This is a genomic window from Streptomyces sp. NBC_00996, assembly GCF_045162675.1.
Taxonomy (GTDB): Bacteria; Actinomycetota; Actinomycetes; order Streptomycetales; family Streptomycetaceae; genus Streptomyces.
Genome location: NZ_CP108723.1, coordinates 3,774,868 through 3,796,584, shown reverse-complemented (window position 1 = coordinate 3,796,584; position 21,717 = coordinate 3,774,868). Strand labels below are relative to the sequence as shown.

General features: G+C 67.0%; 14 protein-coding genes. 13 read left to right on the top strand and 1 reads right to left on the bottom strand.

From position 1 onward, the window contains the following. Positions 1 to 102 precede the first annotated feature (102 nt). The 13 genes from OG390_RS17925 (at position 103) to OG390_RS17865 (ending at position 19,417) form a co-directional block, all read left to right on the top strand. Entirely contained in the window at positions 103 to 2,727 is a 2,625-nt protein-coding gene (locus tag OG390_RS17925; RefSeq protein ID WP_406169126.1) for a valine--tRNA ligase, read from the top strand. Between the two features lie 301 nt (positions 2,728 to 3,028). Next, positions 3,029 to 4,591 carry a bifunctional folylpolyglutamate synthase/dihydrofolate synthase gene (locus OG390_RS17920; RefSeq protein WP_406169124.1) on the top strand — a complete coding sequence of 521 codons (1,563 nt, stop codon included), beginning with the start codon at positions 3,029 to 3,031 and terminating at the stop codon, positions 4,589 to 4,591. A 5-nt stretch (positions 4,592 to 4,596) separates the two neighbouring features. Continuing rightward, positions 4,597 to 4,986: a DUF4233 domain-containing protein gene (locus OG390_RS17915; RefSeq protein WP_406169122.1), complete on the top strand. Its 390-nt coding sequence runs from the start codon at positions 4,597 to 4,599 to the stop codon at positions 4,984 to 4,986. A gap of 209 nt (positions 4,987 to 5,195) precedes the next feature. After that, entirely contained in the window at positions 5,196 to 5,609 is a 414-nt protein-coding gene (gene ndk / locus OG390_RS17910; RefSeq protein ID WP_369246568.1) for a nucleoside-diphosphate kinase, read from the top strand. 374 nt (positions 5,610 to 5,983) lie between these two features. Then, positions 5,984 to 7,003, top strand: a complete 1,020-nt coding sequence (locus OG390_RS17905) for a rod shape-determining protein (protein ID WP_406169120.1) — start codon at positions 5,984 to 5,986, stop codon at positions 7,001 to 7,003. A 251-nt stretch (positions 7,004 to 7,254) separates the two neighbouring features. Next, positions 7,255 to 8,193, top strand: coding sequence for a rod shape-determining protein MreC (gene mreC / locus OG390_RS17900; RefSeq protein WP_406169118.1), 939 nt, complete (start codon positions 7,255 to 7,257; stop codon positions 8,191 to 8,193). 18 nt (positions 8,194 to 8,211) lie between these two features. Beyond that, on the top strand, positions 8,212 to 8,883 hold the full coding sequence (mreD, locus tag OG390_RS17895; protein WP_406169117.1) for a rod shape-determining protein MreD: 672 nt from the start codon (positions 8,212 to 8,214) through the stop codon (positions 8,881 to 8,883). 188 nt (positions 8,884 to 9,071) lie between these two features. Next, positions 9,072 to 11,333: a penicillin-binding protein 2 gene (gene mrdA, locus OG390_RS17890; protein ID WP_406169115.1), complete on the top strand. Its 2,262-nt coding sequence runs from the start codon at positions 9,072 to 9,074 to the stop codon at positions 11,331 to 11,333. Then, positions 11,330 to 12,529 carry a rod shape-determining protein RodA gene (gene rodA, locus OG390_RS17885; RefSeq protein WP_399074637.1) on the top strand — a complete coding sequence of 400 codons (1,200 nt, stop codon included), beginning with the start codon at positions 11,330 to 11,332 and terminating at the stop codon, positions 12,527 to 12,529. Before mrdA ends, rodA begins: the two co-directional genes overlap by 4 nt. A gap of 248 nt (positions 12,530 to 12,777) precedes the next feature. Then, a complete protein-coding gene (locus OG390_RS17880; protein WP_406169113.1) occupies positions 12,778 to 14,295 on the top strand; it encodes a CHAD domain-containing protein in 1,518 nt (505 codons plus the stop codon). A 70-nt stretch (positions 14,296 to 14,365) separates the two neighbouring features. Next, a complete protein-coding gene (locus OG390_RS17875) occupies positions 14,366 to 16,315 on the top strand; it encodes a TIGR03960 family B12-binding radical SAM protein (RefSeq protein ID WP_406169111.1) in 1,950 nt (649 codons plus the stop codon). A gap of 483 nt (positions 16,316 to 16,798) precedes the next feature. Then, a complete protein-coding gene (locus tag OG390_RS17870) occupies positions 16,799 to 18,859 on the top strand; it encodes a restriction endonuclease (protein ID WP_406169109.1) in 2,061 nt (686 codons plus the stop codon). A 144-nt stretch (positions 18,860 to 19,003) separates the two neighbouring features. Beyond that, the gene (locus OG390_RS17865) at positions 19,004 to 19,417 is read left to right on the top strand and encodes a hypothetical protein (protein WP_406169107.1); all 414 of its coding nucleotides are present in this window, start codon (positions 19,004 to 19,006) and stop codon (positions 19,415 to 19,417) included. 370 nt (positions 19,418 to 19,787) lie between these two features. Here OG390_RS17865 and OG390_RS17860 read toward each other — a convergent pair whose 3' ends face one another. Continuing rightward, positions 19,788 to 21,461 (bottom strand): ATP-dependent nuclease, encoded by a 1,674-nt coding sequence (locus OG390_RS17860; protein ID WP_406169105.1) that lies wholly within the window; start codon positions 21,459 to 21,461, stop codon positions 19,788 to 19,790. Between the last annotated feature and the right edge of the window lie 256 nt (positions 21,462 to 21,717).

Sequence of the window (21,717 nt, the reverse complement as noted above, 5' to 3'; positions counted from 1 at the left end):
AACATCCTGGCGCACAGGTCACGCGGCCAAGTCCCCGGGGGCGGCACCGTTACCAAAGAATCGCGTTTCGGGACTGCCCCGTGACACCCCTAAACTGAGCCTGTGACCGAGAACGCTCAGCAGCAGCCACCAGCGCCCAACACCGAACTGCCGACCCAGTACGCGCCGGCCGACGTAGAGGGGCCGCTGTACGAGCGCTGGGTAGAGCGGGGTTACTTCGAGGCCGACGCGAAGAGTGACAAGCCTCCGTACACCGTCGTCATCCCGCCGCCGAACGTCACGGGCAGCCTGCACCTCGGGCACGCCTTCGAGCACACCCTCATCGACGCACTCACGCGCCGCAAGCGCATGCAGGGCTACGAGACGCTGTGGCAGCCCGGCATGGACCACGCCGGCATCGCCACGCAGAACGTCGTCGAGCGGGAGCTCGGCAAGGAGGGCAAGTCCCGCCACGACCTGGGCCGTGAGGCCTTCGTCGAGCGTGTGTGGCAGTGGAAGGCCGAGTCCGGTGGGCAGATCTCCGGGCAGATGCGGCGCCTCGGTGACGGCGTCGCCTGGTCGCGTGAGCGTTTCACCATGGACGAAGGGCTCTCCCAGGCCGTCCAGACCATCTTCAAGAGGCTCTACGACGACGAGCTGATCTACCGCGCCGAGCGCATCATCAACTGGTGTCCGCGCTGCCTGACCGCCATCTCGGACATCGAGGTCGAGTACCAGGACGACGACGGCGAGCTCGTCTCGATGAAGTACGGCGACGGGGACGACACCATCGTCGTCGCCACCACCCGTGCCGAGACCATGCTCGGTGACACGGCCGTCGCCGTTCACCCCGAGGACGAGCGGTACAAGCACCTGGTCGGCAAGCTCATCAGGCTGCCGCTGACCGACCGCTCCATCCCGGTCGTCGCCGACGAGCACGTCGACCCCGAGTTCGGCACCGGCGCCGTCAAGGTCACCCCGGCCCACGACCCGAACGACTTCGAGATCGGTCAGCGCCACGGCCTGCCCGCCATCGCAGTGATGGACGAGCACGCCGTCATCACCGCCCACGGCCCCTTCCAGGGCCTGGACCGCCTCGAGGCCCGCTCGGCCATCGTCGCCGCGCTGCGCGCCGAGGGCCGGATCGTCGCCGAGAAGCGGCCCTACGCCCACAGCGTCGGCCACTGCTCGCGCTGCAAGACGACGATCGAGCCCCGCCTGTCCATGCAGTGGTGGGTCAAGGTCGGCCCGCTGGCCAAGGCCGCCGGTGACGCGGTCCGCGAGGGCAAGGTCAAGATCCATCCGCAGGAGATGGAGAAGCGGTACTTCGACTGGGTCGACAACCTCCACGACTGGTGCATTTCACGGCAGTTGTGGTGGGGGCACCGGATTCCGGTCTGGTACGGCCCGAACGGCGAGGTCGTCTGCGTCGGTCCCGACGACGAGGCGCCGACCGGCGAGGGCTGGCGTCAGGACACCGACGTCCTCGACACCTGGTTCTCCTCCGGCCTGTGGCCCTTCTCGACCCTCGGCTGGCCCGAACAGACCGAGAGCCTCGCGAAGTTCTACCCGAACTCCGTCCTGGTCACCGGCTACGACATCCTCTTCTTCTGGGTCGCCCGGATGATGATGTTCGGCCTGTATGCGATGGACGGCACCCCGCCGTTCCACACCATCGCCCTGCACGGCATGGTCCGCGACCAGTTCGGCAAGAAGATGTCGAAGTCCTTCGGCAACGCGGTCAACCCGCTGGACTGGATGGACAAGTACGGCAGCGACGCCCTGCGCTTCACCCTCGCCCGCGGCGCCAACCCCGGCGTCGACGTCCCGATCGGCGAAGACTGGGTCCAGGGCTCGCGCAACTTCGCCAACAAGATCTGGAACGCCACGCGCTTCGCGCTGATGAACGGCGCCACGGTCGAGGGCCCGCTGCCCTCGCCCGAGCAGATGTCGGCCACCGACCGCTGGATCCTGTCCCGCCTCAACTCGGTGGTCGCCGAGGTCGACGTCCTGTACGACGACTTCCAGTTCGCAAAGCTGTCCGATGCCCTGTTCCACTTCGCGTGGGACGAGGTCTTCGACTGGTACGTCGAGCTGTCCAAGACGACGTTCATGGGCGGCGGCGAGCCCGCGAAGGTCTCCGGCCGGGTCCTCGGCGAGGTCCTGGACGTGACCCTGCGTCTCCTCCACCCGGTCGTCCCGTTCGTCACGGAGACCCTCTGGACCACGCTCACCGGCGGCGAGTCGATCGTCATCGCCGAGTGGCCCAAGGACAGCGGCTTCCGCGACGCCGGCGCCGAGCGGGAGATCGAGACGCTTCAGCAGGTCATCACGGAGGTTCGCCGCTTCCGTGCCGACCAGGGCCTCCAGCCCGGCCAGCGCGTCCCGGCCCGGCTGGCCCTCGACGGCACCGCGCTGGCCCCGCACGAGGCGGCCATCCGCCAGCTGCTGCGCCTCCAGCCGGAGGGCGAGAGCTTCTCGGCCACGGCGACGCTGCCGGTCGCGGGCGCCACGGTCGCGCTCGACCTCTCCGGGACGATCGACGTCGCCGCGGAGCGCAAGCGCCTCGCCAAGGACCTCGCCGCCGCCGAGAAGGAGAAGGCCCAGGCGAACGCCAAGCTCGGCAACGAGGCGTTCCTCGCCAAGGCCCCGGACCAGGTCGTGGAGAAGATCCGCACGCGGCTCGCCAAGGCGGACGAGGACATCGCCCGCATCAAGGCGCAGCTGGACCGCCTGCCGGAGGCGTAGCCGCCGGTCGTACGTGCGCGAAGGCCCCCGGAACCATGGAGGTTCCGGGGGCCTTCGTCCGTCGTACGACCTTGTCGGTCATACGACTGTGTCGGTGGCGGTGCGGTTCCACGGTCACGCGGGCGATGGTCAGGTGGCGCCCATCACCCCATTGCATGCAAGACGTGGCTCCCGCCGGCCCGCGGTCAACGGGCAGCCCAAGGGGGGTCTGGGGCGCAGTCCCAGGTACGGGACGGGCAGGGGCGGAGGGGGCGAAACCCCCACACGCCCAGACACAGCGGCGGCTCCGTAGACTGGCCTCGTGAGTGACCTCCCCCCGCACGACAGCAGCGAGTCAGACGAGCCGGAGACGCGCGATTCGCTCGGCCTCTTCGACGAGATCGTCGCGGCCACGCCTACATCAGCCGCTTCCGAGGCGGGCGACCGCGACCCCGATCTCGCGGTGATCGAGGCCGGCAGCCGCACCCTGCGCACGCAGGGCACCGACGGCCGGCAGGCCGACGTCCCCGCCCGCCCGGCCGACCCCGAGGTCGACAAGGCGCTGCGCGAGGTCGAGGCGGAGCTGGCGACCCGCTGGGGCGAGACCAAGCTGGAGCCGTCGGTCAGCCGCATCGCCGCGCTGGTGGACGTTCTCGGGGAGCCGCAGCGCGCGTACCCCTCGATCCACATCACGGGCACGAACGGCAAGACCTCCACCGCCCGCATGATCGAGGCCCTGCTGGGCGCCTTCGACCTGCGCACCGGCCGCTACACCAGCCCCCACGTGCAGTCGATCACCGAGCGGATCAGCCTCGACGGCGCACCGATCTCCGCCGAGCGGTTCATCGAGACGTACAACGACATCAAGCCGTACGTGGAGATGATCGACGGTCAGCAGGAGTACCGGCTGTCGTTCTTCGAGGTGCTGACGGGCATGGCCTACGCGGCCTTCGCGGACGCCCCCGTCGACGTCGCCGTCGTCGAGGTCGGCATGGGCGGCAGCTGGGACGCCACCAACGTCATCGACGGGGACGTCGCCGTCGTCACGCCCATCGATCTCGACCACACCGACCGGCTCGGCGAGACGCACGGCGAGATCGCCACGGAGAAGGCCGGCATCGTCAAGCAGGACGCCACCGTGATCCTGGCGCAGCAGCCGGTGGACGCGGCCCAGGTACTGCTGAAGAAGGCCGTCGAGGTCGACGCGACCGTGGCCCGGGAGGGCCTGGAGTTCGGGGTGGTCGCGCGACAGGTCGCCGTGGGCGGGCAGTTGGTGACGCTGCGCGGACTCGGCGGCGAGTACGAAGAGATCTTCCTGCCGCTGCACGGCGCCTACCAGGCGCACAACGCCGCCGTGGCGCTCGCCGCCGTCGAGGCGTTCTTCGGCATCGGATCCGCGCACGCCCAGCGGCTCGACATCGACACCGTCCGCAAGGCTTTCGCCTCGGTGACCTCGCCGGGCCGCCTGGAGGTCGTACGCCGCTCGCCGACCGTCGTCGTGGACGCCGCGCACAATCCGGCGGGCGCCCGCGCCACCGCCGAGGCCGTCAGCGAGGTCTTCGACTTCAGCCGGTTGATCGGGGTCGTGGGCGCGAGCGGCGACAAGAACGTACGAGGGCTGCTCGAAGCCTTCGAGCCGATCTTCGCCGAGGTCGTCGTCACGCAGAACTCCAGTCATCGCGCGATGGACGCGGACGAGCTGGCCGGGATCGCCGTGGAGGTCTTCGGCGAGGACCGGGTGCAGGTCGAACCGCGGCTCGACGACGCACTGGAGGCCGCGATCACGCTTGCCGAGGAGGAGGGTGAGTACGCGGGCGGGGGCGTGCTGGTCACCGGTTCCGTCATCACCGTCGGCGAGGCCCGACTGCTCCTGGGGAGGGGCTGACCACTGTGCGTACGCTCTGTGCTTCCACGCTGATCGGCGAGTTCTTCGTCATCGGCTTCGCCGGGCTCGTCGCCATGAAGGATCCCGACCTTTCGACGTCCACGGTGTGGACGGTCTGCGGGGTCGTCATGGCGGTGAGCGTGCTGCTGTGCGGCATGATCACGCGGCCCGGGGGTGTCCAGCTCGGCTGGGCGCTGCAGATCGCGCTGATCGCGAGTGGGTTCGTGGTGCCGTCGATGTTCTTCCTGGGGGCGATCTTCGCAGCGCTGTGGTGGGCGTCCGTGCACTACGGGCGGAAGATCGACGAGGCGAAGGCGAGGTTTGCGGCGCAGACGCAGGCCGAGACGCAGGCGTCGGCGTCCATGTCGGCCGAGGCCGGGGGTAACCCGGCGTAGGGGTGGCCGTCGGTTTCCATCGCCCCCTCCGCCCTACCCGTCCCGTATCCGGGGGGCTGCCGCCCCCCAGACCCCCGCTTCGGCCTGAACGGCCTCGTCCTCAAACGCCGGACGGGCTGGAAGTCAAACGCCGGACGGGCTGAAAGGGCACCCAGCTACGCCCTGTAGCCTCGGTGACCCGCACACTTGTGACCTGAAGGAGCCACCCCGTGAGCCAGCGCACCCTCGTCCTCCTCAAGCCCGACGCCGTTCGTCGCGGCCTGACCGGCGAGATCATCAGCCGTATCGAGCGCAAGGCCGGCTGGCAGATCACCGCCCTGGAGCTGCGGACGCTGGATCAGGACACGCTGGAGCAGCACTACGGCGAGCACAAGGGCAAGCCCTTCTACGAGCCGCTGGTGGAGTTCATGGCGTCCGGGCCCGTCGTGGCGCTGGTCGTCGAGGGCGAGCGCGTGATCGAGGGCCTCAGAGCGCTGGCGGGTCCCACGGACCCGATCGCGGCCGCCCCCGGCTCCATCCGCGGCGACTACGGTGTGATCGTCCGCGAGAACCTGATCCACGCCTCCGACTCCGAGGAGTCCGCCGAGCGCGAGCTGAAGATCTTCTTCCCCGGCCGCGTCTGAGCACCCTCCGGACATCGTCCGAAGCACCGCGCGAGCGTCCTCCGAAGCGCCGCGCGGACATCACGCGGAGATCAATTTTCCAACATTTTTCTGAGGGATCGTCACGTCACTCGTATGCCTGACCTGGGACGGCCGAATGTTTTTCGGTCGTCCCGTGGCATATGCGTGCCGATCGGGGGAACGCGTTCCCCCGATGGACCGTCTCCACAAGCGGGGCGGCCCGTCATCTGCTGACAATGGCGAAGACCCTCGCGCAGTGTTCGGGCAGGCGCGTCTACGATGGAAGCCTTCACGTCACTGCACCCAACTCGCCGTCCTAAAAAGCCGTCAAAGCTCCACTTGGGAAGGCCAGACGAATCCTGATGGGGAACTCAATGTCGTTCATCGGCCGTGACATGGCTGTCGACCTCGGGACCGCCAACACGCTGGTGTACGTCAGGGGTCGCGGGATCGTACTCAACGAACCGTCCGTCGTCGCGATCAACACCAATACCGGTGGCATCCTCGCGGTCGGCGCGGAGGCGAAGAAGATGATCGGGCGGACGCCGGGCAACATCGTTGCCGTGCGCCCGCTGAAGGACGGTGTCATCGCCGACTTCGAGATCACCGAGCGTATGCTCCGCTACTTCATTCTGAAGATCCACAAGCGGCGCTACCTCGCCCGCCCCCGTGTCGTCGTCTGTGTGCCCTCGGGTATCACGGGTGTCGAGCGCCGCGCCGTCATCGAGGCGTCGTCCCAGGCCGGCGCCCGCCAAGTGCACATCATCGAGGAGCCCATGGCCGCGGCCATCGGTTCCGGCCTGCCGGTCCACGAGGCAACGGGCAACATGGTGGTGGACATCGGCGGCGGCACCACGGAGGTCGCGGTCATCTCGCTCGGCGGCATCGTCACCGCCCAGTCCATCCGCGTCGCGGGCGACGAGCTGGACAACGCGATCATCCAGCACATCAAGAAGGAGTACAGCCTTCTTCTGGGTGAGCGGAGCGCCGAGCAGATCAAGATCACGATCGGTTCGGCGTACGACCTCGACAATGACGAACACACCGAAATCCGCGGCCGGGATCTTGTCTCCGGGCTGCCCAAGACCGTGGTCATCTCGGCCGCCGAAGTGCGCAAGGCGATCGAGGAACCCGTCAACGCCATCGTCGACGCCGTGAAGACGACCCTCGACAAGTGTCCGCCGGAGCTGTCGGGTGATGTGATGGACCGCGGAATCGTTCTGACCGGCGGCGGCGCCCTGTTGCGCGGCCTCGACGAGCGGCTGCGGCGCGAGACCGGTATGCCGATCCACATCGCCGAGGACCCGCTGGACAGCGTGGCGCTCGGCTCCGGCAAGTGCGTCGAGGAGTTCGAGGCGCTCCAGCAGGTCCTGGACGCCCAGCCGCGCAGATGAAGTAATACTTCGATTCCGCCGTACGAGATGATCCCTTCTCGTACGGCGGATCGTTGGTATGGAGACATAAACTCCTCCGACATAGAGTCATAAGCTCACCCATAACAGCCCCCACACCAGCCCCACAACGGCCCCCCACGCCAGCCACGTACAACAGCCCCCATAACAGCCTCATCACACCCAGGGGCATGCTTCTGCCCGGGGTGCGCCCCTGTTGACCCAATCCAATGAGGAAGGCACGGCCGCCGCACGTGAGGGACACACGAGAGAGCCGGCTGCTCCTGGTGCTGCTGATCGCCATCGCGTTCGCACTGATCACGGTGGACATCCGCGGTGGGCAGGACTCACCGGTCGACGGTGCCCGCCAGGCCGCCGCGACAGTCTTCGGTCCGATCGAGAACGGGGTGTCGTCCGCGGTCGATCCCGTCGGCAACGCGATCTCAGCGGTTCGCGACTCGGGCGGCCGGCACGACCGCATCGCCCAACTCGAGCACGACAACGCGGCGTTGAAGGCGAAACTCGGCAGCGACGACCGCAACCGCAGCCGCCTCAGGCAACTCAACAAGATGATCAACGTGGCGGCCGAGGGCCAATACGGCATCAAGGGCGCCGAGGTCATCGCCATAGGGGCGGCCCAGGGCTTCTCCTGGACCGTGACCATCGACGTCGGCGCCAACGACGGCATCAAGCGCGACATGACCGTGCTGAACGGGGACGGCCTGGTCGGCCGGATCACCACCGTGGGGCCGAACACGGCCACCGTGCTGCTCGCCAACGACCCCGATTTCACTGTCGGTACGCGGATGGAATCGAGCGACGAACTCGGCTTCGCCTCCGGACAGGGCGACCGCCCGCTGCGGGTGGAACTGCTCAACGGCAAGGCGAAGATCAACAAGGGTGACCGTCTGGTCACCTTCGGCTCGCAGGCCGACAAGCCGTTCGTGCCCGGCGTCCCGGTCGGTGCGGTGTCCCGCGTGGACCCCTCCAGCAGCGGCCTGACCCGCACGATCTACGTCAAGCCGTTCGTGTCGTTCACCAAGCTCGACATCGTCGGTGTCGTCGTCCAAGCCCCCGGTAAGGACCCGCGCGACACCGTGCTGCCGCCGAAACCCAAGCCGACGCCCACGCCGACGGTGACCGTGACGGTCACCCCCTCGGAGCCCGTGTCCGTCGACGACCAGCAGCAGTAGCAGGAGGAGCCGAATCCCATGCGTTTCAACCGGATGCTGCTCTCCGCCACCCTGGTGGTCGTCGCCCTGGTGATCCAGGTGAGCGTGCTCGCCCGACTCCACCTCCCGGGCGCCGTCCCGGACCTGGTGCTGCTGACCGTGCTGGCCCTGGCCATGGTCTACGGCCATGTCGGCGGCGCCCTCATCGGCTTCGGCGCGGGCCTGCTCGCCGACCTCGTCCCACCCGCCGACCACGCCGCCGGGCGCTACGCCCTCGTACTGTGCGTCATCGGCTACCTCGCCGGACTGGTGAAGCCGGAGAACGGCCAGCTCAAGTCCGCGACCGGCCCGATGGCCGTGGTCGTCGCCGCGGCGGTCGGCTCCACGCTGCTGTACGCCGGTGTCGGCGCCCTTGTCGGCGACACCGCCGCCCGCCATGTCGGCCTCGGCAGCCTGCTGTTCACGGCCGCCCTGTACGACCTGCTGCTCGCGCCGTTCGTCGTCCCGGCACTGATGGCCCTGGCCCGGCGCGCCGAGAACAATCCGCTCGCCGAGACCAGCGGGTCCGCCAAGGCGGCCGACGTCTCCGTGGGCTGGCTGTCGTCCAGCACCGGACTGCGCATCGGCAGACAGCGCGGCGGGCTGCGGGTGAAGGCCGCCAAGGCGCGCGTCGCCCGCGCGGGACGTATCAAGGGGGTCAAGCGGCTGTGAGGACAGGCGTGAGGACGACGATGAGGACAACTGCGAGTGCGGTTGCGCGCACAGGTGCGAGGGCAGCCGTGAGGGGACCTCAAGCGCCGCTCGTGTCACGGAAGTTGGCCGACCGCAGAGTCGCCGCACACAGGTTCACCGTGTACTCGTATGTCTCGTACACACACTGAGAGGGGGAGGCAGCAGCAGTGACCAACATCCCCGAGACCGGTCGGACCCCAAGGGTCCAGATCCGACTCGTCGTCATCCAGATTCTCGTACTCTCCCTCCTCGGCACCCTGGGCGGACGCCTCTGGTATCTCCAGATCCGCAACGGCGACGAGTACGCCAAGGAAGCCTCCGGCAACCACGTCCAGCAGGTCGTGCAGCCCGCCGTGCGCGGCTCGATCCTGGACGCGCGCGGTGTGCCGATCGCCGACAACGAGACCCGGCTCGTGGTCTCCGCCTCCCGTACCGACCTGCTGAAGATGAAGGACGACGGCAAGGCCGTCCTCACCAAGCTCGCCGGGGTCCTGGGCATGAAGCCCCAGGAGGTCATGGAGAAGGTGCGCCTCTGCGACGCCAAGACGCCGCAGCCCTGCTGGAACGGCTCGCCGTACCAGCCGATCCCCATCACCGACGAGGCGACCACCCAGCAGGCCCTGCAGATCCGCGAGCGCTCCGAGGACTTCCCCGGCATCACCGCCGAGCCGGAGGCCGTGCGCCGCTACGCCTCTCCCGGCAAGTCCAACACCGCGCAGGTCCTCGGCTACCTCTCGCCCGTCACCGACGACGAGATCACCAAGGCCAAGGACAGCAACTCGCCCTACCTCCGCTCCGACCAGGTCGGCCGCAACGGCCTGGAGCGCGCGTACGACAAGGAACTGCGCGGCAAGGCCGGCGTCACCCGCTACGAGGTCGACAACCTCGGCCGGGTCATCGGCAAGGCCGAGAGCGACGCCGCCGAGCCCGGCTCGAACCTGGTCACCAGCATCGACTCCCGGGTCCAGCGGGTCGCCGAGTACGAGCTGAACGAGGCGATGAAGAAGGCCCGCCAGCAGTACGACAAGATCACCAGTGAGTACTACAAGGCCGACTCCGGCGCTGTCGTGGTGATGGAGGCCAAGACCGGCCGGATCGTCGCCATGGCGTCCGCCCCGACCTACGACCCGAACGTCTGGGTCGGCGGCATCTCAGCCAAGGACTACAAGGCGCTCACCGGCAAGAACTCCGACTACCCGCTGCTCAACAGGGCCATACAGGGTCAGGCCGCACCCGGTTCGACCTTCAAGGTGGTCTCCACGGCCGCCGCTGTCGAGGCAGGCTATGAGTGGGACGGCGGCTATCCGTGCACCAGCTCGTACTCGGTGGGCAGCCAGGTCTTCAAGAACTTCGAGGGCGAGAGCTTCGGCCCCATCTCGCTCGGCCGCGCCCTCGAGGTCTCCTGCGACACCGTCTTCTACGGCCTGGCCGACCGGGAGTGGAAGAAGGACGGCGGCATCAACCCGAAGAAGGGCCAGCCCAAGGACTACTTCTTCAAGGCCGCCCACCAGTTCGGCCTCGGCAAGGAGACCGGCATCGACCTGCCCAACGAGGTCACCGGCCGCATCCCCGACCGCCAGTGGAAGGAGAGCTACTGGAAGGCCAACAAGGACGCCTGGTGCAAGACCGGCAAGAAGAACGGCTCCTACGTCGAGAAGATCGCGTACGAGAACTGCCTCGAAGGCAACAAGATGCGCGAGGGTGACGAGATCAACTACTCGATCGGCCAGGGCGACACACTCGTCACTCCGATCCAGGAGGCCGTGATCTACGGCGCCGTCGCCAACGGCGGCACCATGTACACCCCGACCATCGGCAAGGCGATCGTCAGCGCCGACGGAAAGAGCGTCCAGGAGATCAAGCCGAAGGCGAAGGGCAAACTGCCGGTCAACAAGACGACCATCAAGGGCATGGACGATGCCTTCGCCGGCGTCGTCACCCGCGGTACCGCCGCCTGGAAGTTCGGCGGCTGGCCGCAGAACAAGATCCCTTTGCACGCCAAGACCGGTACGGCCGAGGTCTACGGCAAGCAGACCACGTCCTGGCTGGCCACGTACTCCAAGGACTACACCGTCATCATGACGATCGCCCAGGCAGGTACGGGTTCCGGTGCCTCGGGTGAAGCCGTGCGCAACATCTACAACGCCCTCTACGGCGTCGGCGCAGACGGCTCCATCGACAAGTCGAAGGCCCTCCTCCCCACCCCGCAGAAGGGCCTACCGAAAATCCAGACGGACGGTTCGATCGACGCCCCGGCGATCTCCAAGGACCCGGTCAAGGACCTGCAGGCCAGCAAGACCGACGACTCCGGTACCACCGACCAGCAGCTGCCCGCGGGCACCACGCCCTCGCCCAGCGGGAGCAACCGCGACACCCGAAGGCGCACGGCCCGCCCGAAGAAGAGGCGGGGGATGAGGATCCTGACATGACCGGAGCGAACAACTTCTCCGTCTCCGGGTACGGACCCGAGCGCGCGGGCTGGACCCGCCTGTTCGCCCGCGACTCGCTCGCCCGCCGCCTCGACTGGCCGATACTCCTCTCGGCCATCGCGCTCTCGATGATCGGCTCGGCGCTCGTCTACTCGGCGACCCGCAACCGCACCGAGATCAACCAGGGCGATCCGTACTACTTCCTCATCCGCCATCTCATGAACACCGGCATCGGCTTCGGCCTGATGATCGGCACGATCTGGCTCGGCCACCGCACCCTGCGCACGGCCGTCCCGATCCTGTACGGCCTCTCGGTCTTCCTGATCCTGCTGGTGCTGACCCCGCTGGGCGCGACGGTCAACGGCGCGCACGCCTGGATCGTCCTGGGCGGCGGCTTTTCCCTGCAGCCGTCGGAGTTCGTGAAGATCACGATCATCCTCGGCATGGCCATGCTGCTGGCTGCGAGAGTCGACGCAGGTGACAAGCAGTACCCGGATCACCGCACGGTGCTGCAGTCGCTCGGCCTGGCCGCCGTCCCGATCATGATCGTGCTGCTCATGCCCGACCTCGGCTCGGTCATGGTCATGGTCATCATCATCCTGGGCGTACTCCTGGCGTCGGGGGCCTCCAACCGCTGGGTCTTCGGCCTGCTCGGCACAGGCGCTCTGGGCGCGATCGCCATCTGGCAGCTCCACATCCTGGACGAGTACCAGATCAACCGCTTCGCCGCCTTCGCCAACCCCGACCTCGACCCGGCCGGCGTCGGCTACAACACCAACCAGGCCCGCATCGCCATCGGCTCGGGGGGCCTCTTCGGCACGGGCCTCGGCCACGGCTCGCAGACGACGGGCCAGTTCGTCCCCGAACAGCAGACGGACTTCGTCTTCACGGTCGCGGGCGAGGAGCTCGGCTTCGTGGGCGCGGGCCTGATCCTGGTCCTGCTGGGCGTCGTCCTGTGGCGCGCCTGCCGCATCGCCCGCGAGACCACCGAGCTCTACGGCACGATCGTCGCCGCCGGCATCATCGCCTGGTTCGCCTTCCAGTCCTTCGAGAACATCGGCATGACCCTCGGCATCATGCCGGTCGCGGGCCTCCCACTGCCCTTCGTCTCCTACGGCGGCTCGTCGATGTTCGCGGTGTGGGTGGCGGTGGGATTGCTGCAGTCGATCAGGGTGCAGCGGCCCATGTCGGCGTAGACCTTCGGGGGGGGGCGCCGGGGGCTTTTTCGCGCCCCCCGCCGCCCTACGCGCCCCTTCAGGGGCGCGCGGAACTGCGCGACAAGCCCCCACCGGCCCGCACCAACAGAACAACCCAGGGGGGTCTGGGGCGCAGCCCCCAAAAGGATGGGACGGGCAGGGGCGGCGGGGGCGAAAACCGGTCTCGCCAGCAGTCCCGCAGAGCTCGGGCACTGCCATCCCGGCCCCGCGCGCACTAGATTCAGGTCATGGCGGACACAAAGCGCGAGATCGAGCGAAAGTACGAGGGTCCCCCGGCCGGCGAAGACGCGAGACTGCCGGACCTGACCGGTGTGTCCGGAGTCTCGGGTGTCATCGACAAGGGCGTGGCCGAGCTCGACGCCACCTACTACGACACCCCCGACCAGCGACTCGCCGCCGCCTCCCGCACCCTCCGCCGCCGCACCGGCGGTGACGACGCGGGCTGGCACCTCAAGCTCCCGGTCTCCGAGGGCGTCCGGGACGAAATCCACGCACCGCTCTCCGACGACCTGCCCCAGTCGCTGAAGGGCCTCGTACGCTCCCGCGTGCGCGACGCGGAACTCGTCCCCCTCGTACGCCTGCGGTCGACCCGTGACATCCGCCACCTCGTCGACGCGGACGGCGCCCTGCTCGCCGAGGTCAGCCTCGACCGCGTCCGCGCCGATCGGCTCAGCGGCGGCGAAGGCACCGCCGAGTGGACCGAGATCGAGGTGGAGCTCGCGGACGACGGCGACCCCGCGTTCCTCGACAAGGTCGAGAAGAAGCTCCGCAAGGCCGGGCTGAGCCCGTCCACGTCGCCGTCCAAGCTGGCCAGGGCACTGGCGGAGACCGGCGGCCCGGCGCGGCACAAGACGATCGCGGAGCAGCCTGCGACCACCGCCGGGGACCACGTACTCGCGTACGTCCGTACCCAACGCGACGCCATCGTCGAACTCGACCCCGCGGTCCGCCTCGAGGTGGAGGACTCCGTGCACCGGATGCGCGTCGCCACCCGCCGGATGCGCAGCACGTTCCGCTCGTTCGGCAAGGTCATCGACCGTGCCGTCACCGATCCGATCGCCGATGAGTTGAAGTGGCTGGCCGGCGAGTTGGGCGTCGACCGGGATCAGGAGGTGCTCACCGAGCGGCTCATGGCGGCGCTCGACGAGCTGCCGCCCCCCTTGGTCGTCGGCCCGGTCCGTGACCGCGTGGACACCTGGTCCCGCGCCCGCCGCGGCGGCTCCAGGGACCGGTTGATCGCCGTACTGGACGGCAAGCGGTACCTGGACCTGCTCTCCGGGCTCGACACGCTTCTCGCGGAACCGCCGATGCGCAAGGCGGCCACGCACGATCCGGACAAGGTGCTCGCCAAAGCCGTGGAGAAGGACTTGAAGAAGGTCTCCGCCCTGGTGGAACAGGCCCTCGACCTGCCGCCCGGCACCGACCGTGACCACGCGATGCACGAGGCCCGCAAGAAGGCCAAGCGCACCCGGTACGCGTCGGAGGCGGCGGCCCCCGCGCTGGGCAAGCCCGCCGAGTCCCTGGTCAAGTCGATGAAGTCGTTGCAGAGCCTGCTCGGCGAGCACCAGGACAGCGTGATGGGCCGAGTCACCCTGCGCGAAGTCGCTGAGCAGGCGCATGCGGCGGGGGAGAGCTCGTTCACGTACGGGGTGTTGTACGGGCGGGAGGAACAGCGGGCGGCCGCGGTCGAAGCACAGCTGCCCAAGGAGTGGGAGGCGGTCGAGGGCAAGGCTGCGGCGGTCTGACGGTGCGGCGGGCCCTTCCGGCCGCGTTAGGCTAGATGGTCACCCCCGTCAGCTCACGAAGGTTCGCGAGATGTCTGCCGAATCCGCTGTGTCGGTCTTCCCGCAGCTCGAAGCTCTGCTCCCGCATGTGCAGAAGCCGATCCAGTACGTCGGCGGAGAGCTCAACTCCACGGTCAAGCCCTGGGACACCTGTGATGTCCGCTGGGCGCTGATGTACCCCGACGCGTACGAGGTCGGGCTGCCCAACCAGGGCGTCATGATCCTCTACGAGGTACTCAACGAGCGCGAGGGCGTCCTCGCCGAGCGCACGTACAGCGTGTGGCCGGACCTGGAGGAGCTGATGCGCGAGCACCGGGTTCCCCAGTTCACGGTGGACAGCCACCGCCCGGTGAAGGCCTTCGACGTCTTCGGCCTGTCCTTCTCCACGGAGCTGGGCTACACGAACATGCTGGCGGCGCTCGACCTGGCCGGGATCCCCCTGGAGTCCAAGGACCGTACGCTCGACGACCCGATCGTGCTGGCCGGCGGCCACGCGGCCTTCAACCCCGAGCCGATCGCCGACTTCATCGACGCGGCGATCATCGGCGACGGCGAGCAGGCCGTGCTCGACATGACCGAGATCATCCGCGCCTGGAAGGCCGAGGGCCGCCCGGGCGGCCGCGAGGAGGTCCTCTTCCGCCTGGCCAAGACGGGCTCGATCTACGTTCCGGCCTTCTACGACGTCGAGTACCTCTCCGACGGCCGTATCGCCCGAGTCGTCCCGAACAAGTCGGGCGTCCCGTGGCGCGTGTCCAAGCACACGGTCATGGACCTCGACGAGTGGCCGTACCCCAAGCAGCCGCTGGTCCCGCTGGCCGAGACGGTCCACGAGCGCATGTCGGTCGAGATCTTCCGCGGCTGCACGCGCGGCTGCCGCTTCTGCCAGGCGGGCATGATCACGCGCCCCGTGCGCGAGCGCTCGATCACCGGTATCGGCGACATGGTGGAGAAGGGCCTGAAGGCAACGGGCTTCGAGGAGGTGGGCCTCCTTTCGCTGTCTTCGGCCGACCACTCGGAGATCGGCGACATCGCCAAGGGCCTTGCGGACAGGTACGAGGAAGACAAGATCGGCCTCTCCCTCCCCTCCACCCGCGTGGACGCCTTCAACGTGGACCTGGCGAACGAGCTGACCCGCAACGGCCGCCGCTCGGGCCTGACGTTCGCACCGGAGGGCGGCAGCGAGCGCATGCGCAAGGTCATCAACAAGATGGTCTCGGAGGAGGACCTGATCCGCACGGTCTCCACCGCCTACGGCAACGGCTGGCGCCAGGTGAAGCTGTACTTCATGTGCGGCCTGCCGACGGAGACCGACGAGGACGTCCTCCAGATCGCCGACATGGCGATGAACGTGATCGCCGAGGGCCGCAAGGTCTCCGGCCAGAACGACATCCGCTGCACGGTGTCCATCGGCGGCTTCGTCCCGAAGCCCCACACCCCCTTCCAGTGGGCCCCGCAGCTTTCGGCGGAGGAGACGGACGCCCGCCTGGAGAAGCTGAGGGACAAGATCCGCGGCGACAAGAAGTACGGCCGCTCCATCGGCTTCCGCTACCACGACGGCAAGCCCGGCATCGTCGAGGGCCTGCTCTCCCGCGGCGACCGCCGCATCGGCTCCGTCATCCGCGCCGTCTACGAGGACGGCGGCCGCTTCGACGGCTGGCGCGAGCACTTCTCGTACGACCGCTGGATGGCCTGCGCCCACAAGACCCTCCCCGCCTTCGGTGTGGACGTCGACTGGTACACGACCCGCGAGCGCACCTACGAGGAAGTCCTCCCCTGGGACCACCTCGACTCCGGCCTCGACAAGGACTGGCTCTGGGAGGACTGGCAGGACTCCCTCGACGAGACCGAGGTCGAGGACTGCCGCTGGACGCCGTGCTTCGACTGCGGTGTCTGCCCGCAGATGGATACTTGGCCACAAGTAAGTAACAGCGGCAAGAAGTTGCTGCCGTTGACGGTCAAGAAGTCGACTCCGACCAGCTGAAACGGGCGGCGTGGGTGAGTGAGCTGGCGCTGCGGCGCATCGTGGATGCCTTGGCCGACGCTAGCGCGGAGGAGGCTGCCGCTTTGTTCGGGGCGCTTGGCGCTCGGGGTGAGCGGCAGCCGCCCTTGCGGGAGGTGCCGAGAACGCCTCTGCCGCAGCCTGGAGGCTCTTTGGGGATCCAGTCCGAGGTGGAGTGGGTCTGAGCCTCCGCAACACGGTGAGGCCTGCCATAGACCTCTTGGAGCCCCCTTCGGTACAGAGGGGGCTCTGTGCTGTCTGTTGTGGATCTGCCGTCCGCGCGGTAGACGGTCCTATCTCTCTGTGCGCATGCTGGTGACCTGCGTGGACTGCTGATTCCAGTTGCCCTTGGCAAGTTGATATCCAGGACGGCGATTACTGGATAAAGTCGGTTTGTCACAACTGGTTGCGGGGGCAACCAGAGTTCGGTCGGTGCTGCCGACGTCCTGGGGAGGGCCTGAGCGCATGAGTCGTCGCTCTGCTGGTTTCGTCAACACTTGGGCTGAAGCGCAGCGGCAGTACCAGCGGCAGATCGAAGCCGAGCAAAGGCGACGCCGCGAGGAAGCCCGACAAGCACGGGACTATCAACGACGTGTCGCTCAGGGGCACCGGGAGTACCGGCAGGCGGAGGCCAGGCGGCGTACCGATGAGTTGGATGCGCAGGTCGCGACTTTGCAGGGGCTTCTGACCGCGGGGTGCCAGGCGTCGGCCTTCAGGGCGTCATCCCTGATGCGTGTGGAAGACATTCCGCCGTTCGACCCCGGCCAGCTCGCATGGCCCGTGCGCATGCCGGATCCGACCCAGTACCAGGCGCAGGGCGGCTGGACGGCCAATAAGCGTGCCCAGGCGCAGGCTGAGGCGCGATCCCGCTTTGAGCGCGACTGGCACGCCGCACAGGCTGCAGAGGCGCAGCGGCAGCAGCAGTTGGCCGCCGCCCAGCGCGACTACGACCACAGGGCTGAGGCGCAACGAGCCGAGGTCCGCCGACATAACGCTGGCATCAGCGAGGCCACCGCAGGTGTCCGGCGGGGCGACCCCGAATCCGTGGTCGAGTACTTTTCGGCTGCTCTGTACTCGTCCGCTGCCTGGCCCGAGGGCTTTCCCCGGCAGGTGGCCGCGGCCTTCGACCCGGCGGCGCGGCAGTTGGTACTGGACTGGGAGCTGCCCGGGTACGACGTAGTTCCGGAAACGAAGTCGGTGAGGTACGTGCCGGCCCAGGACCAGGACAAGGAAACGGTGCGTCCCGTGACGCAGCGCCGTGCGCTGTACCGAGAGGTGCTGGCGCAGAGCGTGCTGTTGGTCCTGCACCAGCTCTTCGCGGCGGACGAGTACGGCGTCCTCGACTCGGTCGCGCTGAACGGCTTCGTGGATGCCCACGATCCTGCGACAGGTAGGCGGGCACACATCTTCCTGGCGACCGTCATGGCCCAGCGAGCGGCCTTCACCGACCTGCATCTGGAACAGGTGGACGCGACCAGCTGTCTGACGGGGGCGCTACGGGGACAGCTCACGACCCGGCCCGACCAACTCACCTCCGTACGCCCTAGCCGACAGCCCCAGGACGTCGGCAATCAGGTCGTCACCTATGGCGGCGGTGACGAGGAGCCGGACCTGTACGACATGGATCCGATCGCCTTCGAGTCCCTCGTCGCCGACCTGTTCCGCGCCATGGGGATGCAGGCGGTGATGACACAGAGATCGAACGACGGTGGCGTGGATGTCGACGCGCTGGACCCGACTCCCATCCGGGGCGGCAAGATCGTCGTCCAGGTGAAGCGCTACCGCAACACCGTGCCACCCACCGCGGTACGCGACCTGTACGGCACGGTCCAGGACGCCGGCGCCAACAAGGGCGTCCTGGTGACCACTTCGGGCTTCGGCCCCGGCTCGCACACCTTCGCCCGCGGCAAGCCGCTGGAGCTGATCTCAGGCGTCGAACTCGTCGATCTACTACGCCGGAACGGGCTTCGTGGACGACTGGGGGAGGGTGGGCGACCGGATCCCGCGCAGTTGGCGCCGTCCGGCTCGTCGACGCCAACCGACGACCACAACGTCCTGGGCATGGTGTGGTCCGGAAGTGTCGCGCTGGACGTCTGCGCTCTCGTCTGCCAGGGCCACCGGGTCCTCAGCGAAGACCACTTCGTGTTCTTCAACAACCCCCAGACCCCGGACGGTTCGGTACGTGCGGTCACGGCCTCGGCACCGGACAAAGCAGCGATCAAGGTCGCCTTTGATGCTCTGCCGGAGGCCGCTGACCGGTTCGTGCTGGTGGCGGCCGTGGACCCGGAGGTGAACCCGGGCGCCGATCTCTCCGGCTTCACTGAGGCCTGCATCCGCTTGCTCGACCCGTCAATGACCGAACTCGGCCGTCTTGAGGTCTCCGACGGCCGCTCCGGTGAAACGGCGCTGGTGCTTGGCTCCTTCCGGCACCGGCCCAGTGGCGACTGGGACTTCGTGCTGGGCGGGAAGGGGTACACGGGAGGCCTGGAGGAGCTTGTCCAGGACTACGGCATCGAAGTTGAGTAGCTGAGAGGGCGTCGCGAGGATTGGGGCCGGGGGCTCGCCCGACGTTCGCTCTGAGGGGGAGTGGGTGTGAGCCGCCTGGGTCTCCTTTCGGTCATATCACTCGCTGGCTGCATGATTCGCTAGACCCTAGCCACGATTACTGGCATGGCGACTTCGGGGGCAAGAAGCAGTCGATTCGGTGGTTTGGGACAATGGTGGGGCGTCCTGGCCGGGGCGCTTCTCATCGCGGCATGGATCAACGAAGCAGCCGGCCCGGCGGTGATCGTCACCCTGTCGGCCTTGGTCCTTCTTTGGTCCTTCTTCCAAGCTCCGGTGACCTGCGGGGCACCCGTCCGAGGACGGACCGACGGCTGTCGTAACAACGCCACTGGCATCCTGATGGGCTGCCACATTCATCAACACCGCTGGCAGAAGCTCAAGATGCTGATCCTCCGGCGGCGAGTGCGAGAGTTCTGCTCTGGGTTGTTCTCAGACGGCAAAGCCACCCTCGTCACCCTCGCAGCGCTGGGCAGCTTCCTTTCCGGGCTGGTCGCGCTGATTCCAGGTGTCGCTGTCTGACACGACCGCACAGGCTTCCGCCGTACGGCTATGCCCGCAGATGGATACTTGGCCACAAGTAAGTAACAGCGGCAAGAAGTTGCTGCCGCTGACGGTCAAGAAGGACGCTCCGACCAGCGGTCACGCTCACTGACGTGAGTGAGGCATTGGAGCGCATCGCAGAAGTGCTGGAGAACGGCAGCGAGGATGAGGCGGCTGCCGTCCTCAGAGCGCTCGGTGCTCAGGGCAGGCGGCAGGCGATCGTGCGGGACACGCCGCGAACGCCCCTGCCGCCCCCTGGAGGCTCAACGAATGTCCATTCCGAGGTGGAGTGGGTTTGAGGGGCTGGCAGCCCGGGAGAGAGCCGTACGCGGCGGCTCTTGCCACCGCGCTACTGTGCCGACTCGTCCTTGCCCGTGAGGTAGTCCCTGACTTCGGAGCAGAACTGCCGTAGTTCGCTGCTAGGGCTGAGGTGGCGCCCCTCCTCGAAAACGCGGCTCAGCCATGCGGCCTTGTTGGAGGGAGAAATATCCCGAATCCAGCATTCGAGTTCGCCAACGGGTACAAGGAAGAGACCAAGCTTGGCGAAGTAGGCGACGAGGCGCTGGGCTGCAAGGTAAGGCTCGCCAGATAGTGCCTGTACACCAGACATCTTTATCTTCTTCCAGCCGTTAGCTGTCTTGAGTGTTTCTGTAATTTCATCGATCTTCTGCTGAGTGAGAAGTGTTTTGCCGCACGGACTCCCGATGATGGAGACGATCTTCCTCTTGATCTCGCTTGCTGCTGTGGAAACGACTTCAGAAGATGCCTCTTGGTTAACCATGAGTACGTCGGCCCTGATGTCGTCCCAGTCTCCGTCCAAATGGTTCAGTGCCTCCCTGACCTTTCTGGTGTCATTCAAGAAATCAAGGTCCGCGATGACTGCCACTCGAACACCGCAGGCTCTCAGTTTCCGTGCTGCATCACTCAGACGGGCCTTCCCGTTCACGTGCAAGAAAATGAGGTTCTCGTGCGGGGTGCTGCCGCGGATGGCGTCCAATGTTGCTGCGTAAAATTTACAGTCCCCTTCTGCTTCGCAGAGGACCACTCCGTCGTGGAAGATTCCGGAAATGACGTTGGAGTAACGTAGGAGGGGTGTATCAAGGATTTCAGTCACTGATTCGGGCGGTAGAGTTCGGGCGGTTGAGGTTTCTGTGGTTCGGGAGATTCGAACCAAGGCGAGCCCGCGTGTAGTTTCGCCTGGTATTGCGGCATTTCCTTCCAGGGCTCCGGTGAGAAAGTCGGCGCTGTGAGTGGCGACGAACACCTGGCAGGGAGTGGGGGTGTACCGGGTGAGGTAGTGCGCTAGGAGGCGTACCTGTGGAGGGTGGAGGAACGCTTCTGGCTCGTCGATGACGATGATTGGTGCAGGGCGTACAAGCGCATGCAGGAGAAGATTGACGAAAGCGCGCATTCCGTCACCTTGGTCATTTACATATGGAAGTGATGCATATGCTTCCCTCAGTTCCGGCGGTGGTGGCGGAGCAGTGTCCTTCAATTGTACTGGGCCGAGTTGCAGTCTAATTTGGGGAACGTACCGATTGATCGCAATGGGAGTCCCGAACGCGCGTTGAAACAGATCAGAGAACTTTTCAAGACTTTCGGCCGACTCCCAGAGGACTTGACTGGGGTGGGAAGCCGGCCTTGACCAGTCCCATTGTTCTGAGTCGGTTTGATTTCCTAGACGGTCGGCAGTCCACTGATCATTAACTAGGAAATGTCCAATTTTCCCCAGCTCGCCTCTTTCCCAGGAAGCTGATGCCGTGTCGACGGGTACGCCAGGTTCATCCGATTGCGAGTAACGATTGGGAAGGAATGATCGATTGTAGTTGTGGCTGTATCGCCCTTCGATTCCGCGTTCGGCAAGCCAGGTGACGAATTCCCCGCCGCTTCCCTCTCGCTGCATCGCAATGCTCTTTATCCAGTGCATTGGCTCTTGTGTGCCGGGGTGTACATAAACCGCTGTTACCAACTCTCGGAGCAGCGCAGACTTGCCGCTGTTGTTGGGTCCGGTGAAGACGGTCATGCCGTTGGGCGGCACCTCAACAACTGTGCCGTCGGATAGTTGCAGTGTGCGGAGACTGAAGGAAAACATGTTCCCCCCTCGGGCCAGTGGCCAAGCGTTCATTCACTCGTGACTCATCAAACCCGAACTGCACGCGGAGTGCTGGCTCTTCGCTGAGATCAGTTTGCGCTGAACTGGGTGGACTTCTCCTGCAAGCAAGGGAAGGACCCGGGAGCATCTGGCCAGTCCTTGCGGGTCCTCGTCAGCGAAGGAGGTC

Bases quoted from the DNA above. Each gene is read 5' to 3' on its own strand.
- OG390_RS17905 (WP_406169120.1), top strand. From the start codon at position 5,984: ATGTCGTTCATCGGCCGTGACATGGCTGTCGACCTCGGGACCGCCAAC.
- mreD (WP_406169117.1), top strand. From the start codon at position 8,212: ATGCGTTTCAACCGGATGCTGCTCTCCGCCACCCTGGTGGTCGTCGCC.
- rodA (WP_399074637.1), top strand. From the start codon at position 11,330: ATGACCGGAGCGAACAACTTCTCCGTCTCCGGGTACGGACCCGAGCGC.
- OG390_RS17880 (WP_406169113.1), top strand. From the start codon at position 12,778: ATGGCGGACACAAAGCGCGAGATCGAGCGAAAGTACGAGGGTCCCCCG.
- OG390_RS17875 (WP_406169111.1), top strand. From the start codon at position 14,366: ATGTCTGCCGAATCCGCTGTGTCGGTCTTCCCGCAGCTCGAAGCTCTG.
- OG390_RS17870 (WP_406169109.1), top strand. From the start codon at position 16,799: ATGAGTCGTCGCTCTGCTGGTTTCGTCAACACTTGGGCTGAAGCGCAG.
- OG390_RS17865 (WP_406169107.1), top strand. From the start codon at position 19,004: ATGGCGACTTCGGGGGCAAGAAGCAGTCGATTCGGTGGTTTGGGACAA.
- OG390_RS17860 (WP_406169105.1), bottom strand. From the start codon at position 21,461: ATGACCGTCTTCACCGGACCCAACAACAGCGGCAAGTCTGCGCTGCTC.